This window comes from Salmonella sp. HY31 (genome assembly GCF_042604575.1).
GTDB classification, from domain to species: Bacteria; Pseudomonadota; Gammaproteobacteria; order Enterobacterales; family Enterobacteriaceae; genus Salmonella; species Salmonella diarizonae.
Genome location: NZ_CP170479.1, coordinates 482,543 through 498,305 on the forward strand (window position 1 = coordinate 482,543; position 15,763 = coordinate 498,305).

General features: G+C 50.4%; 15 protein-coding genes and 2 pseudogenes. 10 read left to right on the forward strand and 7 right to left on the reverse strand.

What is annotated here, in order from left to right; genetic code table 11:
• Window positions 1-39: 39 nt before the first annotated feature.
• Window positions 40-555: a zinc uptake transcriptional repressor Zur gene (zur, locus tag ACE15A_RS02305; protein WP_053508367.1), complete on the reverse strand. Its 516-nt coding sequence runs from the start codon at window positions 553-555 to the stop codon at window positions 40-42.
• A 246-nt stretch (window positions 556-801) separates the two neighbouring features.
• Here zur and ACE15A_RS02310 point away from each other — a divergent pair, with 246 nt between their 5' ends.
• Both ACE15A_RS02310 and ACE15A_RS02315 read left to right on the forward strand, forming a co-directional pair.
• Window positions 802-2,112 (forward strand): conjugal transfer protein TraF, encoded by a 1,311-nt coding sequence (locus ACE15A_RS02310; RefSeq protein ID WP_053508369.1) that lies wholly within the window; start codon window positions 802-804, stop codon window positions 2,110-2,112.
• Between the two features lie 456 nt (window positions 2,113-2,568).
• Entirely contained in the window at window positions 2,569-3,639 is a 1,071-nt protein-coding gene (locus tag ACE15A_RS02315) for a zinc-dependent alcohol dehydrogenase family protein (RefSeq protein ID WP_053508371.1), read from the forward strand.
• 207 nt (window positions 3,640-3,846) lie between these two features.
• On the opposite strand, the pseudogene ACE15A_RS02320 reads toward ACE15A_RS02315, so the two are convergent.
• Window positions 3,847-3,936 (reverse strand): annotated as a pseudogene (locus ACE15A_RS02320) (integrase); the annotation flags it as partial.
• An 85-nt stretch (window positions 3,937-4,021) separates the two neighbouring features.
• Between ACE15A_RS02320 and dusA the strand changes: the two are divergent.
• The gene (dusA, locus tag ACE15A_RS02325) at window positions 4,022-5,059 is read left to right on the forward strand and encodes a tRNA dihydrouridine(20/20a) synthase DusA (RefSeq protein WP_088760315.1); all 1,038 of its coding nucleotides are present in this window, start codon (window positions 4,022-4,024) and stop codon (window positions 5,057-5,059) included.
• A gap of 167 nt (window positions 5,060-5,226) precedes the next feature.
• Window positions 5,227-5,469, forward strand: coding sequence for an envelope stress response protein PspG (gene pspG / locus ACE15A_RS02330; RefSeq protein WP_023246287.1), 243 nt, complete (start codon window positions 5,227-5,229; stop codon window positions 5,467-5,469).
• Window positions 5,470-5,643: 174 nt separating this feature from the next.
• On the opposite strand, the gene ACE15A_RS02335 is transcribed toward pspG, so the two are convergent.
• Complete coding sequence (locus ACE15A_RS02335) at window positions 5,644-6,627, reverse strand: quinone oxidoreductase (protein WP_053508373.1); 984 nt, start codon at window positions 6,625-6,627, stop codon at window positions 5,644-5,646.
• A gap of 64 nt (window positions 6,628-6,691) precedes the next feature.
• Here ACE15A_RS02335 and dnaB point away from each other — a divergent pair, with 64 nt between their 5' ends.
• From dnaB to ACE15A_RS02365, 6 genes and pseudogenes are all read left to right on the forward strand, one after another.
• Window positions 6,692-8,107, forward strand: coding sequence for a replicative DNA helicase (gene dnaB / locus ACE15A_RS02340; protein ID WP_064055771.1), 1,416 nt, complete (start codon window positions 6,692-6,694; stop codon window positions 8,105-8,107).
• A 31-nt stretch (window positions 8,108-8,138) separates the two neighbouring features.
• The gene (alr, locus tag ACE15A_RS02345) at window positions 8,139-9,218 is read left to right on the forward strand and encodes an alanine racemase (RefSeq protein WP_001147305.1); all 1,080 of its coding nucleotides are present in this window, start codon (window positions 8,139-8,141) and stop codon (window positions 9,216-9,218) included.
• 185 nt (window positions 9,219-9,403) lie between these two features.
• Complete coding sequence (tyrB, locus tag ACE15A_RS02350; RefSeq protein ID WP_064055770.1) at window positions 9,404-10,597, forward strand: aromatic amino acid transaminase; 1,194 nt, start codon at window positions 9,404-9,406, stop codon at window positions 10,595-10,597.
• A gap of 186 nt (window positions 10,598-10,783) precedes the next feature.
• Window positions 10,784-11,497, forward strand: a complete 714-nt coding sequence (gene aphA, locus ACE15A_RS02355) for an acid phosphatase AphA (RefSeq protein WP_053508376.1) — start codon at window positions 10,784-10,786, stop codon at window positions 11,495-11,497.
• Window positions 11,498-11,625: 128 nt separating this feature from the next.
• Window positions 11,626-12,042, forward strand: coding sequence for a secondary thiamine-phosphate synthase enzyme YjbQ (locus ACE15A_RS02360; protein WP_053508377.1), 417 nt, complete (start codon window positions 11,626-11,628; stop codon window positions 12,040-12,042).
• Window positions 12,043-12,044: 2 nt separating this feature from the next.
• A pseudogene (locus tag ACE15A_RS02365) lies at window positions 12,045-12,305 on the forward strand (MmcQ/YjbR family DNA-binding protein); the annotation flags it as partial.
• Between the two features lie 61 nt (window positions 12,306-12,366).
• Here ACE15A_RS02365 and istB read toward each other — a convergent pair.
• The 4 genes from istB to ACE15A_RS02385 all read right to left on the reverse strand — a co-directional run bounded on the left by istB (window position 12,367) and on the right by ACE15A_RS02385 (window position 15,732).
• Window positions 12,367-13,164: an IS21-like element IS21 family helper ATPase IstB gene (gene istB, locus ACE15A_RS02370; protein WP_000544830.1), complete on the reverse strand. Its 798-nt coding sequence runs from the start codon at window positions 13,162-13,164 to the stop codon at window positions 12,367-12,369.
• Window positions 13,164-14,336, reverse strand: coding sequence for an IS21-like element IS21 family transposase (istA, locus tag ACE15A_RS02375; RefSeq protein ID WP_000952373.1), 1,173 nt, complete (start codon window positions 14,334-14,336; stop codon window positions 13,164-13,166). Before istA ends, istB begins: the two co-directional genes overlap by 1 nt.
• A gap of 281 nt (window positions 14,337-14,617) precedes the next feature.
• On the reverse strand, window positions 14,618-15,247 hold the full coding sequence (locus ACE15A_RS02380; RefSeq protein ID WP_064055846.1) for a Mov34/MPN/PAD-1 family protein: 630 nt from the start codon (window positions 15,245-15,247) through the stop codon (window positions 14,618-14,620).
• On the reverse strand, window positions 15,247-15,732 hold the full coding sequence (locus ACE15A_RS02385) for an E2/UBC family protein (protein WP_053529135.1): 486 nt from the start codon (window positions 15,730-15,732) through the stop codon (window positions 15,247-15,249). Before ACE15A_RS02385 ends, ACE15A_RS02380 begins: the two co-directional genes overlap by 1 nt.
• Window positions 15,733-15,763: the final 31 nt, after the last annotated feature.

Below are 15,763 nucleotides of genomic sequence, written 5' to 3' on the forward strand. Positions count from 1 at the left end.
GGCGGCACCCTCTCTATTGTCGCCCGTTTCCCGTTTTGGCTAGCGCGGTTTTTTCTTCACCAGCACCGAGTGATCGTGACTGCACTCACCCGGATGGCGGCACGCTTCCACTTCTACGCACTCGGGGCACAGGCCGTGCGCCTCGATAACGTTATGTCGTAGCGCAAATCCCATTTTAGCCGCTAGCGTATGCATGATGTCTTCCACGCCCTCTGCACACTCTTCCTTCACCACGCCGCAACGATCGCAGATAAACATGGCCGAGCTGTGCGTTGGCTGATCGAACAGGTGGCAAACCACGTAACTATTGGTGGATTCCACTTTATGGACAAAACCCTGTTCAAGCAAAAAATCCAACGCGCGGTAGATGGTGGGCGGTTTGGCCTGTGGTTCCGTTTCGCGCAGCAAATCGAGCAGATCGTATGCGCTGATCGCGCCCTGTTGCAGGCTCATCAGGCGCAGCACTTCGAGGCGCTGAGGCGTCAGGCGCACGTTGCGCTGCGCACAGAGTTTTTCAGCTTGCGCCAGTAACTCTTGCGTTGTGGTCTTTTCCATGTAGCACCTCGAATGGCATGAAAGTCTAATCTGCTACTTTACCACGAGCTGCTTAAAACTCTGAAATTACCCCGCAACAATATATCGCCTGCTAAGCTTTTCCGGATCAGTATTCTCATCTATACATAATGAGGGCCGATATTATAACAACAGGCTTTAATATCACTATTTCACAGCAATAGTTCGCCTCTGCCCTGCAAGACGTGGCGGAGAGATTACTTCACCTGATAATAAGATGGGCTAACTGTGAACAAAGACGTCAAACTTTCACTAATTGCTATCGCGGTCTCGCTTTGTATGGCAAAGCAGGCGAGCGCCGCCAATACCTGGACAGAAGCGCGTAATGACGCAATGGGCGGGACGGGCGTAGCGTCCGCGAATTATGGCAGCGGAGTACTGTTAAACCCGGCATTACTGGCAAAAGCCAAACCGGAAGACAATATCACTGTTGTCCTTCCTGCAATCGGCGTCCAGATTACCGATAAAGACAATCTCCAGGATGAAATTGATGATATCAGCGATAAAGTGGATTACTACGATGAGGTCATCGATAACCTTACGCTGGGGCAAATTCTGCTCAATCCGCGCGGCGTGCTGAATCAATTTCAGGGGGCCGCGCGCGATTTGGCCGATGAGCTGGAATATCTCAACGGAAAAACCGCCCGTGCCAATGCCGGCGCCGGGTTGGCGGTAAGTATTCCAGGACAAACGCTTTCCGTGGCGTTTATCGCCAAAGGTTATGCGCATGGGCGCGTGAGTTCGTCCATTGATCAGAACGATATTCAGTATCTGCGCGATATCCAGCATGATGAAAGTATCGCGCTTCGTGAAGCAGGACGCGCTGCCCTGCTGGGGTCTGATGAAATTACAAAGCATTTAAACTCTACCGCGTCGGGGCGGGTAGCGATTGTGTCTGACTACGGTATTGCGCTGGCGAAGCAGTTTGCGGTGGGCGACGTGCCTGTTTCCATTGGCGTTACGCCAAAACTGCAAAAAACCTGGCTCTATAACTACACCACGTCAATTTATAACTACGACAGTAGCGACTGGAATAGCAGCCGTTATCGTAATGACGATACTGGCTTTAACGTTGATGCGGGGCTTGCTGCCGATGTCGGTGAAAACTGGACGTTGGGGCTGAGCGGGCAAAATCTGGTATCTCGCGATATCGATACGAAAGATATTTATATTACCAATGGTATGACGGGAGAAACTACCAACTATAAAGATACATACCAAATCCGCCCCCTGGTCACTGCGGGCGTCGCATGGCATAACGATTTGCTGACCGTAAGCGCCGATGGCGATCTGACGGAAACGAAAGGCTTTAAGAGCGAAGACAATTCACAGTACGTTGGCGTTGGCGCTGAAGTCCGTCCGTTATCATGGCTGGCAGTGCGCGCAGGGTATCGTGCGGATGTGAAAAATAATGATAGCAATGTGGTTACTGGCGGTCTTGGCTTTGCGCCCTTTAACCGCGTACATCTCGATTTAATGGGGCTGTACGGCGAAGATGAAACCTGGGGGGCGGGCGTGCAGCTTACGATGACATTCTGAGGCGTTTTCACCGGAGGTGTAATGCCTCCGGTTTAGCGTTATGCCATAGCAGAGCTTTTTTCACCGCATAATCTTTATTCGCCGTGTGGCTACTGTATCTATTAAGGACTATTGTCTTCAACATGACGAATATGCAGCACAATTCTATCTTATAAAATAAGAAACACATCTTGCATAGTATGAGCAAATGAATAGTTAATATTATCTCTTTGTCATTCAGGTTGCGCTATCTGGTGAAGTGGATTCTTTATAATTTAATGAGTTATACGCTATCATTACTTGAATGATTGTCTTGTCGTTTAAAAATGCCCGCTAACCACACTCCCCATAGTATCAACAGATTATAAAAATAGAATAAGTTTCGACAGATTTTTTTCAAAGTTAGGGGGCTTCCACAAAAGTCTTATAAATTAACCATTACAGTACAATTTTGCAACAACCAAAAGGAGTATTTCCATGAAAGCGATGGTCTATTATGGCGAGCATGATATTCGTTTTGAAGAGCGTCAAAAGCCGCAGCTCCTTAATTCGGGTGATGTTATTATCCGGATGGTTAAGACCACAATCTGTGGGACAGATCTTGGAATACTTAAAGGAAAAAACCCTGAGATTCAGGAGATCGCACTGAACAAGTTCGGCTCGTTTAATGGTCGAATTCTGGGGCATGAGGGTGTGGGTGTTATAGAAGAGATCGGATCATCTGTAACCAAATTTAAAAAAGGAGACAAAGTTATTATTTCCTGTATCAGTCGGTGTGGTTCTTGTGAAAATTGCCAGAAACAACTTTATTCTCACTGTCAAAATGAAGGGGGGTGGATCATGGGTTATATGATTGATGGAACGCAGGCGGAGTATGTCCGTGTCCCTTATGCAGATAACTCATTATATTTATTGCCCGAAAACCTTAATGAAGATACCGGTGTTTTGTTATCTGATGCCTTACCAACAGGGCATGAAATCGGCGTTTTAAATGGAGAGATAAAACCAGGCGATACGGTAGCTATAGTTGGGGCTGGCCCTGTAGGGATGAGTTGTCTGTTAACCTCACAACTTTACTCTCCTTCTAATATAATAATGATAGATATAGATGATAACCGTTTAACAATGGCTAAAGAAATGGGGGCTCATTATACGATAAATCCAGAGAAGGAGGATGCTATTAATAATATTATGGCATTGACCCAACAGCGTGGCGTTGACTGCGCCATTGAAGCTGTAGGTATTGAGCCAACCTGGAATATTTGCCAAAGTATTATTAAGGAAGGCGGCAATTTAGCTAATGTTGGTGTTCACGGAAAACCTGTTAAATTTTCTATAGAAAAACTGTGGAGTAAAAACATGACGATCACAACGGGTTTAGTCAATACCAATACGATAGGTTTACTGATGAGTAATTGTTGTTCAGGAAGGCTCCAGACAGAAAAACTGGTAACGCATCATTTTAAATTTAACGCTATTGAGAAAGCCTATGATGTTTTTAAACATGCAGCTAATGAAAAAGCGATAAAGGTAATCATTGAGTTCTAAACAAAATATTACTGGAATCTTCGTGATACCAATGGAAGGGGTAGAGGGTACGTGACGAGGCTTCGAGATATTTCGATGCAGAACGGGAAAGCCGTAGGTTCCAGTTAGTTAACCCGAAAGGATATCTGTGACGATTTTTTCACCCCGAAACGCCTGTTATTCTCCGGGCTGAACAGCATATTTTTGCGGTAAATCGTGAGCAGTTATGATGACGCTTTTCTCCTTGAGCAACGCTGTGCTGGGGTAGCATGGCTCATCATCGGATTTCAGTCGTTTCTCTATGTTATAGTATGCCATTCCAGTATCTCACTCTTTCCGTTTCCCATGCGTATGACCGTTTGGGCAGAAACCGGATACGAGAAATAAACGTAAATGTCAAAAAATGCACGGTAATCTTGAAATGCTAAAAACCAGCCAAACCAGCGCACTATCTGAAAATACTGACAATCACTGGAGTGGCAGGTTTAGTGTGGCTCCTATGCTCGACTGGACGGACAGACATTGCCGCTATTTCCTGCGTTTACTGTCTCGCCAGACGCTGCTCTACACCGAAATGGTGACCACAGGCGCGATTATTCACGGTAAGGGTGACTATCTGGCTTACAGCGAAGAAGAGCATCCGGTCGCCTTACAGCTTGGTGGAAGCGATCCGGCTCAGCTTGCGCATTGTGCAAAGCTGGCGGAAGCGCGTGGCTACGATGAAATTAACCTCAACGTGGGGTGCCCCTCCGATCGCGTGCAAAATGGTATGTTTGGCGCCTGTTTGATGGGCAATGCGCAACTGGTCGCAGACTGTGTTAAAGCCATGCGTGATGTCGTCTCGATTCCGGTGACGGTGAAAACCCGCATTGGTATTGACGATCAGGACAGTTATGCTTTTCTGTGTGATTTCATCGATACGGTTTCTGGTCAGGGCGAATGCGAGATGTTTATTATCCATGCGCGCAAAGCCTGGCTTTCTGGCTTAAGCCCGAAAGAAAATCGTGAGATCCCGCCGCTGGATTACCCGCGCGTATATCAGCTAAAGCGGGATTTTCCGCATTTGACCATGTCCATCAACGGCGGCATCAAATCGCTGGAAGAGGCGAAGGAGCACCTGCGCCATATGGATGGCGTAATGGTTGGCCGCGAAGCTTACCAGAATCCGGGTATACTGACCGCGGTGGATCGGGAGATTTTTGGCGCCGATACCACTGATGCCGACCCGGTTGCGGTGGTTCGCGCTATGTATCCCTATATTGAGCGTGAATTGAGCCAGGGAACGTATCTGGGGCATATCACTCGCCATATGCTGGGGTTGTTCCAGGGCATTCCAGGCGCGCGGCAATGGCGTCGCTACCTGAGCGAAAACGCCCATAAAGCTGGCGCGGATGTTGGTGTATTGGAACAGGCGCTAAAACTGGTGGCAGACAAGCGTTAAAAGTTCGCCAAAAATTAGTCAATCTCACCACGATCTGTACCCATTTGCAGAGAGTTTTCTTTATATATCAATAATATACATATTGGCATGTTTTTTGCTTTAATTTGCCTGAGTAGACCCGGTAAGCGCCGTGCCGCCGGGCAATTCCATCTTTATGGGGAGCGACTATGCTGGAACTACTTTTTGTGCTTGGCTTTTTTCTGATGCTAATGGTGACTGGCGTCTCCTTGCTGGGCATTCTGGCCGCGCTGGTCGTGGCGACTGCCGTTATGTTCCTGGGCGGGATGTTCGCCTTGATGATCAAGTTGTTACCGTGGCTACTGCTGGCGGTAGCTGTGGTGTGGGTGATCAAAGCAGTAAAAAGGCCAAAAATCCCACAGTATCAGCGCAATAACCGTCGGTTTTACTAAGGTATTGAGCGGTTCGTCACAACCTGAAACTTTGCCCTCACAAGCAAATAGGAATCGATTATTAAATCTGTCATGATTACGCAGGTAACGAATTCATCGCGCTGTACCCTACATACGGCCGAGCAAAAAAAGAAAGGGCTTCCCAGGTGGAAGCCCAATTTCTTTGCAGAGCTATTACGGAATCAGCAGGCTTGAGCCCTGTGTGGCCCGACTTTCCAGCACTTCATGCGCGCGACGGGCATCTTTTAACGCATAACGTTGATTTTCAGCCACATCGACTTTAATCACGCCGCTGGCAATCAATGAGAACAATTCATTGCTGGCTTCGGTCAGTTCTTCACGCGTCGTAATATACCCCTGTAGTGAAGGACGTGTGGCATACAGGGAACCTTTCTGATTCAGAATACCTAAGTTCACGCCGGTGACGGGGCCGGACGCATTGCCGAAACTGACCATCAGTCCCCGACGTTGCAGGCAGTCCAGCGAGGCTTCCCAGGTATCTTTCCCCACGGAGTCATAGACCACGCGAACTTTTTTGCCGCCGGTGATCTCTTTTACCCGTTCTACAATGCTCTCCTCACGGTAATTAATCACCTGCCAGGCGCCAGCGTCCAGCGCCCGCTGCGCTTTTTGCGCGCTACCGACGGTACCGATAAGCTTCGCGCCCAGCGCTTTTGCCCATTGGCAGGCGATCAGACCGACGCCGCCCGCAGCGGCATGAAACAGGAAAGGTTCGTCGGGTTTCACTTCATAAGTTTTGCGCAACAGGTAAAAAACGGTCAATCCCTTGAGAAAAGAGGCTGCCGCCTGTTCGAAGGAAATTGCGTCAGGTAAAATCGCGGCTTTATCAGCGGGGACGTTATGGACGGAACTGTAAGCGCCGAGCGTTGACTGCGCGTAGACGACGCGATCGCCGACGCGAATGTGCTCCACGCCGTTGCCGACTTTACTGACCACGCCTGCGGCTTCGGTTCCCAGTCCCGCAGGCAACGACGGGGGCGGATAGAGTCCGCTACGGATATAGGTGTCGATGAAGTTGATACCAATAGCTTTGTTCTCAACCTGGATTTCGTGTTCCGCCGGTTCCGTTGGCGTAAACTCCACGGCTTGAAGCACTTCCGGACCACCATGCTTGTGAAATTCAATACGCGTTGCCATGCTTCCTCCAAAAGAAATGTGGTAATCTTTCGACCCAATCACTATCTCGGTAACTCCATTCACTATGGCAGGAAATAAACCCTTCAACAAACCACAGACTAATGCCCGCGACCGCGATCCGCAGGTTGCCGGGATAAAAGTGCCGCCGCACTCGATTGAAGCGGAACAGTCGGTGTTGGGCGGTTTAATGCTGGATAACGAGCGCTGGGACGATGTGGCCGAGCGCGTGGTGGCGGAAGATTTTTACACCCGCCCGCATCGTCATATCTTTACGGAGATGGGGCGCTTGCAGGAAAGCGGCAGTCCTATCGACCTGATTACGCTTGCGGAATCGCTGGAGCGGCAGGGCCAACTGGACAGCGTCGGCGGCTTCGCCTATCTGGCGGAGTTGTCTAAAAACACGCCAAGCGCGGCGAATATCAGCGCTTATGCGGATATTGTGCGCGAACGTGCCGTGGTCCGCGATATGATCGCGGTGGCGCATGAAATTGCGGATGCCGGTTACGATCCACAGGGGCGCAATAGCGACGAACTGCTGGATCTGGCGGAGTCGCGCGTCTTCCAGATCGCGGAAAACCGCGCCAACAAAGACGAAGGTCCGAAAAGCATCGACCAAATTCTCGACGCTACCGTGGCGCGTATTGAGCAGTTGTTCCAGCAACCGCACGATGGCGTTACAGGCGTGGATACCGGCTATCAGGATCTCAATAAAAAGACGGCAGGGTTACAGCGTTCGGATTTGATCATCGTCGCGGCGCGTCCCTCAATGGGTAAAACCACATTTGCGATGAACCTTTGCGAAAATGCGGCGATGTTGCAGGATAAACCGGTACTGATCTTTAGTCTGGAGATGCCCGGCGAACAGATCATGATGCGTATGCTGGCCTCGCTGTCCCGCGTCGATCAGACACGTATTCGTACCGGTCAACTCGATGATGAAGATTGGGCGCGAATCTCCGGCACGATGGGCATTCTGCTGGAGAAACGCAATATGTATATTGACGACTCCTCGGGTCTTACGCCGACAGAAGTCCGTTCGCGCGCGCGGCGTATTTTCCGCGAACATGGCGGGTTAAGTCTGATTATGATCGACTACCTGCAATTGATGCGCGTGCCGTCGCTTTCTGATAACCGTACTCTGGAAATCGCCGAAATTTCTCGCTCGTTGAAAGCGCTGGCGAAGGAACTTCAGGTGCCGGTTGTGGCGCTATCGCAGCTTAACCGCTCTCTGGAACAACGCGCGGATAAACGTCCGGTGAACTCCGACCTGCGTGAATCCGGCTCTATTGAACAGGATGCCGACTTAATTATGTTTATCTACCGTGATGAGGTTTATCACGAGAACAGCGATTTAAAAGGCATTGCTGAAATTATTATTGGTAAGCAACGTAACGGTCCTATCGGTACGGTTCGTCTGACATTCAACGGTCAGTGGTCGCGCTTCGATAACTATGCGGGACCGCAATACGATGATGAGTAACTCTTCGTCATTCTTTTAACAAGGAATTCAAATGCAAGCGGCAACAGTCGTCATTAACCGCCGCGCTCTGCGACACAACCTGCAACGTCTGCGTGAACTGGCGCCTGCCAGTAAGCTGGTTGCGGTGGTGAAAGCGAACGCTTATGGACACGGTCTTCTGGAGACCGCGCGAACGCTCCCTGATGCTGACGCTTTTGGCGTGGCGCGTCTTGAAGAGGCTCTACGTCTGCGAGCGGGCGGGATCACGCAGCCTATCCTGCTGCTGGAGGGTTTTTTCGACGCCGCCGATCTGCCGACCATTTCCGCGCAACGTCTGCATACCGCCGTGCATAATCAGGAGCAGCTTGCCGCTCTGGAGGCGGTGGAGCTGGCGGAGCCAGTGACGGTCTGGATGAAACTGGATACCGGTATGCATCGTCTCGGCGTGCGTCCCGAAGAGGCGGAGGCGTTCTACCAGCGTCTGACGCACTGTAAAAATGTACGCCAGCCGGTGAATATCGTCAGCCATTTTGCCCGTGCGGATGAGCCGGAATGCGGCGCTACCGAACATCAGCTCGACATTTTTAACGCCTTCTGTCAGGACAAACCCGGTCAGCGCTCTATTGCCGCGTCTGGCGGTATTCTGCTGTGGCCGCAGTCTCACTTTGACTGGGCGCGTCCGGGAATCATTTTGTATGGCGTATCGCCGCTGGAGCACAAACCCTGGGGGCCGGATTTTGGTTTTCAGCCGGTGATGTCCTTAACCTCCAGTTTGATCGCGGCGCGTGACCACAAAGCGGGCGAACCGGTGGGCTACGGCGGGACATGGGTGAGTGAGCGCGATACGCGCCTGGGCGTGGTGGCGATGGGCTATGGCGATGGCTACCCACGTGCGGCGCCTTCCGGTACGCCTGTGTTGGTCAACGGCCGTGAAGTCCCGATTGTCGGACGGGTGGCGATGGATATGATTTGCGTGGATTTGGGGCCAAACGCGCAGGATAAAGCAGGCGATCCGGTGGTTTTATGGGGGGAAGGCTTGCCGGTTGAACGTATCGCTGAAATGACAAAAGTAAGTGCTTACGAACTTATCACGCGCCTGACCTCAAGGGTGGCCATGAAGTATATTGATTAAATGCGCGGCGTGCCGGATGGCGCTCGCGTTTATCCGGCCTGTATCGCGCATTGGCTGTCGGTCGGCTAAGACGTTCACGCCACCATCCGGCAATATTCGCATCCACCGCAACATCCTCTCGATCTTCTCGCCCTTCCGGTTTATTGTGTTATTTCCTGCCCTCTGTAAACCTGGAGAACCATCGCGTGTTTCAAAAAGTTGACGCCTATGCCGGCGATCCGATTCTTTCACTGATGGAGCGTTTTAAAGACGACTCCCGTCACGACAAAGTGAATCTGAGCATTGGCCTATATTATAACGAAGGCGGGATTATCCCGCAGCTAAAGGCGGTGGCCGAAGCTGAAGCCCGGCTTAACGCGCAGCCGCATGGCGCCTCGCTGTACCTGCCGATGGAAGGACTCAATACTTATCGCCATACTATCGCGCCTTTGCTCTTTGGCGCCGATCACCCGGTTCTTCAGCAACAGCGCGTGGCCACTATCCAGACATTAGGCGGTTCCGGCGCGCTGAAAGTGGGCGCGGATTTCCTGAAACGTTATTTCCCTGACGCTGGCGTATGGGTGAGCGACCCCACCTGGGAAAACCACATTGCGATATTTGCCGGGGCCGGGTTCAAAGTAAGTACTTACCCCTGGTATGACGACGCGACTAACGGCATCCGTTTTAACGATTTGCTGGCCACGCTGAATACGTTACCAGCGCGCAGTATCGTGCTGCTGCACCCCTGTTGTCACAATCCGACCGGGGCGGATTTAACGCCTTCGCAATGGGATGCGGTGATTGAGATATTGAAAGCGCGCGATCTGATTCCGTTCCTTGATATTGCCTATCAGGGGTTTGGCCTGGGCATGGACGAGGATGCTTACGCTATCCGCGCTATTGCCAGCGCCGGGTTGCCTGCGTTAGTCAGTAACTCTTTTTCGAAGATTTTCTCGCTGTACGGCGAGCGCGTTGGTGGCCTGTCCGTGGTGTGTGAAGATGCCGAAATCGCAGCGCGGGTTCTGGGGCAGCTAAAAGCAACTGTGCGCCGAATTTACTCCAGTCCGCCGAATTTCGGCGTACAGGTGGTCGCTACGGTCCTGGGTGATGAGGCGTTAAAAGCGTGTTGGCTGGCGGAAGTCGAAGCGATGCGTACCCGCATTGTGTCAATGCGCCAGATGCTGGTGAATGTACTGAAGGCGGAGATGCCTGACCGCAATTTCGATTACTTGTTACAGCAGCGCGGTATGTTCAGCTATACCGGGTTAAGCGCGGAGCAGGTCGATCGGTTGCGCGATGAGTTTGGTGTTTACCTGATAGCCAGCGGTCGCATGTGCGTCGCCGGGCTTAATTCTTCAAATGTACAACGCGTGGCGAAGGCGTTTGCCGCTGTCATGTAATTTTCAGGCCGGACGGCGTTAACAGCGTTCTCCGGCCTGGCAATGGCTGTTGTGATCATTCTCTTTTTTCCTAACAAAACCGCAGATAATTCTTCCTTTCGACCGTTACTGGCGTTATGGTCAGATAGTTTTTTGAGCAAAGACTCAGCTTAATAATTATAATTTTTTGAATTTTAAGGGAAAAATATGAAAAAGATGACCCTGGCACTGAGTGCCGTCTGTTTATTATTTACGCTAAACAGTTCCGCGAATGCATTGGTTTCCTCTCCTTCGACGCTCAATCCGGGCACTAACGTTATAAAACTCGCGGAACAAGTCCCCGTTCATTGGGTCTCTGTTGCCCAGATTGAAAACAGTCTCACCGGGCGCCCGCCGATGGCGGTCGGCTTTGATATTGACGATACCGTGTTATTTTCCAGCCCCGGGTTCTGGCGTGGAAAGAAAACTTACTCCCCGGACAGCGAAGATTATCTGAAAAATCCGGCCTTCTGGGAAAAAATGAACAACGGCTGGGATGAGTTCAGTATTCCAAAAGAAGTGGCCCGGCAGCTCATTGATATGCATGTTCGACGTGGTGACAGTATTTACTTTGTCACTGGTCGTAGTCAGACGAAAACGGAAACCGTGTCGAAAACGCTGGCGGATAACTTCCATATTCCGGCGGCGAATATGAATCCGGTGATTTTCGCCGGCGATAAACCGGGACAAAATACGAAAGTCCAGTGGCTACAGGAGAAAAATATGCGTATCTTCTACGGCGATTCGGATAACGATATTACCGCGGCTCGTGATTGTGGTATCCGCGGTATTCGCATCCTGCGCGCTGCTAACTCCACCTACAAACCGCTGCCGCAGGCAGGAGCGTTTGGCGAGGAAGTCATTGTCAACTCGGAGTACTAAAAATCAGGAGAGCGACAGGCTCTCCTTTTTTGCATGATTTTTGCACAAACTTGCCCCGCTAGCTTTTACCTTTTCCGGACTTGCTGCACACTATTCAGGAGACGTTTGTTTTTAGTAAGGAGCAGCCTATGTGGTATCAGCGCACCATTACACTGAGCGAGAAGCCGCGCGGGTTTCATCTGATAACAGATGAAATTGTCGATAAATTGTCTGGCTTACCGCCTGTCGAAACGGGTTTGCTGCATCTGTTGTTGCTACACACCTCGGCCTCGCTGACGTTAAACGAAAACTGCGATCCCACCGTGCGCGCTGATATGGAGCGCCATTTCCTGAAAACCGTTCCCGATAATGCTGCGTATGAACATGATTACGAAGGGGCGGATGATATGCCTTCGCATATTAAGTCCTCAGTGTTGGGCGTATCGTTGCTGCTGCCTGTGCGTCAGGGCCGTTTACAGTTAGGAACGTGGCAAGGTATCTGGTTGGGAGAGCACCGTATTCACGGCGGTTCACGTAAAATCATCGCGACACTACAAGGGGAATGATAATGACCATTTCGGAATTACTGCAATACTGCATGGCAAAACCTGGCGCAGAGCAGAGCGTCCACAGCGACTGGAAAGCCACGCAAATTAAAGTGGAAGATGTACTTTTCGCGATGGTGAAAGAAGTTGAAGGGCGCCCGGCAGCCTCTCTTAAAACCAGCCCGGAACTGGCAGAGTTGTTACGCCAGCAGCACAGCGATGTACGACCGAGTCGGCACCTTAATAAAGCGCACTGGAGCACGGTCTATCTGGACGGGTCGTTGCTGTCAACGCCACGATGTTTGACCGTTATTTGCCATTTTCATGCCCGCTAAGATACTTTCGTTACTGATGCTGTCCGCTTTTCACCATTTCATCATCACTGATTGGCGTTGTGTTTTTGGTCAGCACTCCAGCTTTACGTTTCTCTTTTAACCGGTAACTCTCTCCTTTGATATTCAGCGTGGTTGAGTGATGTAGCAACCGATCCAGTATCGCTGTTGCCAGCACGTGATCTCCGAACATTTCTCCCCAGTCTGCGAACCCTTTGTTTGACGTCAGTATGATGCTCGCTTTTTCATATCGACGGTTCAGTAGCCGGAAGAACAGGCTGGCTTCCTCTCTGTTCATCGGCAGATAGCCTATTTCATCCAGGATCAACACCCGGGCATAACTCAGTTGCTGCAGCTGACGCTCCAGACGGTTTTCCTGTTTCGCTTTCATCAGTGTCGCGATCAGTCTGTCCAGTGGCATAAACAGTACCCGATGTCCCGCATCCACCGCTTTCACGCCAAGAGCTATGGCCAGATGAGTTTTTCCGACACCAGGAGGTCCCAGCAGGATCACGTTTTCGCTGCGCTCCACGAACGCCAGACCAGCCAGTTCCCGGACAACCTTACGGTCGATGCCCGGCTGGAAGGTAAAGTCGAACTGCTCCAGCGTTTTGACCCACGGCAGACGAGCCTGCTTCAGCCTGGACTCCATACCGCGCTGATGCCTGCCGTTCCATTCCTGCTGTAGCGCCATGCACAGGAACTCCCGGTAGTTCAGCTCTTTTTTAGCTGCCTGTTCCAGCAGGCTTTCAACGTGATAACTCAGATGCTCCATTTTCAGGCGACTCAGCAGGACTTCCAGCTCATGCATCACAACAGCTCCTCATAGGCACTCAGTGGTCGATGTTCCACCTGACTGACCTGCTGCCAGAGCGGGGCGTGATGCTCCGGCACTGTCTGCCAGCCAGACGATGCCGAACAGAGGCGATGTGAGGCCACCAGTTTCTCATTACTGTAGATCCGCAACTCGTCATCCAGCGATATTCGTATCGATACCGGCTGACCACACAGCGCTTCGGGAACGCTGTAACGATTACCACCAACCTCGATATAGCTGTCCCAGGACACATGGCGGATATCGAAGTAACTGGTATCGAAGTCCGTATCCGGTAACGGCTGCAGATGTTCCTGCTCCAGCGCGAAGCGCTGTTCCGGCGTTTCTTTGAACTGGCGAAGTTCCCGTTTGTCAGCCACATCGGCTATCCATTGCTCCAGTTGTTGATTAACATGAGTGAAGCTGTCGAACCTGCGGTACCGGACGAAGAAGTTCTCCTTGAGGTATTTCACCATTCGCTCAACCTTACCTTTTGTTCTGGCCCTGCGTGGACGGCATGCCCGTGGCAGGAAGTTATAGTGGTCGGCCAGCAACAGGAATCCGGAGTTGAACACGACTTTCCCGTTGTTATTCTTCAGCACCGCAGCCTTCTGGTTATCAACCAGCACCGTTTTCACACAACCACCGAAGTAGCGGAAGGCGCGAACCAGTGATTCGTAGGTATGCTCAGCATCCTGTTTTGGTGCTGCGAAGACATGGAAGCGGCGGGAGAACCCCAGCGTATTAACCGCAAAGTTAACTTTGCACCGTTGCCCGGCAACCTCCACCTCAACTTCGCCCCAGTCGTGCTGGAGCTGGTATCCAGGCTGAGTTTCGAAGCGAACTGTTCTTTTTGACGGACGCATTTTACGTTTGGGCTGGATGTAGTAACGCAGCATGGAACGTCCGCCCGTATAACCCATTGCCTTAATCTCCGCGAAGATAACCTCACTATTCCAGACATTCTCTGCCAGGCGCATGTCGATGTAATCCATAAACGGTTTCAGCTTAACCATTTTGTGGCGGGTCTTTCTGGCTGGCGGTTCAGGGTATTTGAGGTAGCGTCTGACCGTCCGTTCAGAGCAACCAATCTGAGTCGCAATATCGACAATGTACGCGCCCTGCTGGCGCATTTGCTTTATCATGTAAAAGTCCTCTCTGCTCAGCATGTTGATGTCCTTTCTGGTGTGAGAACCTTAAGGAAACAACATGTTGGGTGGAGCGGACAATCCAAATGGTGAATTACCGTCTTATATCACTGGCGCTGACATTTAATCGCTATTACTTCAATATCGTCGCGATATGTAGTTAGTGCATCAGCAATACTGGCGACCTTTGTTACTCTATTACGTGCATCTTCTATCGTTGAATTGACAATACGATTGAGGTTTTTAAATTCAATTTCATCAAAATCGATTAGGATGAGTCACCCAATGCCGAGACGTGCCAATTACTCAACGATGATTGATCCTGTACCTGACACACCTACAATACAGGCAGTGAAGGACTTCAGGTCTTTCCCCATTTGAGCTGAAAAAGCCATTGGATGCGGTTGTAAACTATCGAATTCAGTCATTTTCCATTGAATGAGGTTATCACCAGCACAATGTACAGCGTTAACGGGAATAATATCCAGTCGGCGATTATAAAATCGTGCACGAATTGCTCCGTCAGGAGTCATAATTGCAGAACCATGAAGAGTGTCTAACGACTCATTGGCTTCAAATAATGCAGGTAAAAATTCACGGTCACTGTCGTCATCCATATCTGAAAATACTAATGTGCCTCCTGGATGCGAGTGCACTAATACTATTGATAGATTGTTTGTTTCAGCAGCATCAATCGCATTTTCAATATAGGTCCTTGGCCAACTAATAAAGTCGTTTGTTCTTGTGCGGCACTCAGAATAATCTACCAATAAAATATCTTTGACTAAATAGCGAGATGCCGAACTTTGCGAACATAGAAGTATAGCAGCGGCTTCAAGGCCAACGCCGGGAAAAAGATGTTTATGTAGCATGTTGTGATGATTTTCACTTAGAGCCAGCCTGAAGTAAGAGTCGTGATTTACAGTGTTCATTATTCCACCTCTCGCAGAAGTGATTCTTCTACTACAGCCAAATGAGTCGTCACACTATCCGTCAGTGGATTCCATCTCGTAGTTCCATTCAGATGGCGGCGCCAGCGCTGATAGCTATTGCCGAGAATATTTGCCTGGCATTGAGTCTGACTAATACTTTTCCCATTGGCTAGTGTAAGCGCAGGGTATACGTAGAACATGTCTAACTGAGCATCTGGATAAGTTGTAGGAATTTCGACCGCCAAATCGATTTGCGCGTGGTTGTCCCCCTCAGGAAGGGGGTAGCCATGAATGATAAGCCAGCGGCGGGCAGCTACAACGCGAGTTTCCCATTCAAAGTTCTGCTGACATAGGTAGACAGTATCTTTCTCAAGTAAGGCGAAATCCCGGGGAAAATTTACTGGCAGCTCGCCATTATTGATTTCTGCAGGAATAAGGTGAAGTTTTTCAATACCTGGTTTTCGCAGATCGATAACATCATCCATACCAATAACCTGCTTTGGTTCCCCTTTAACC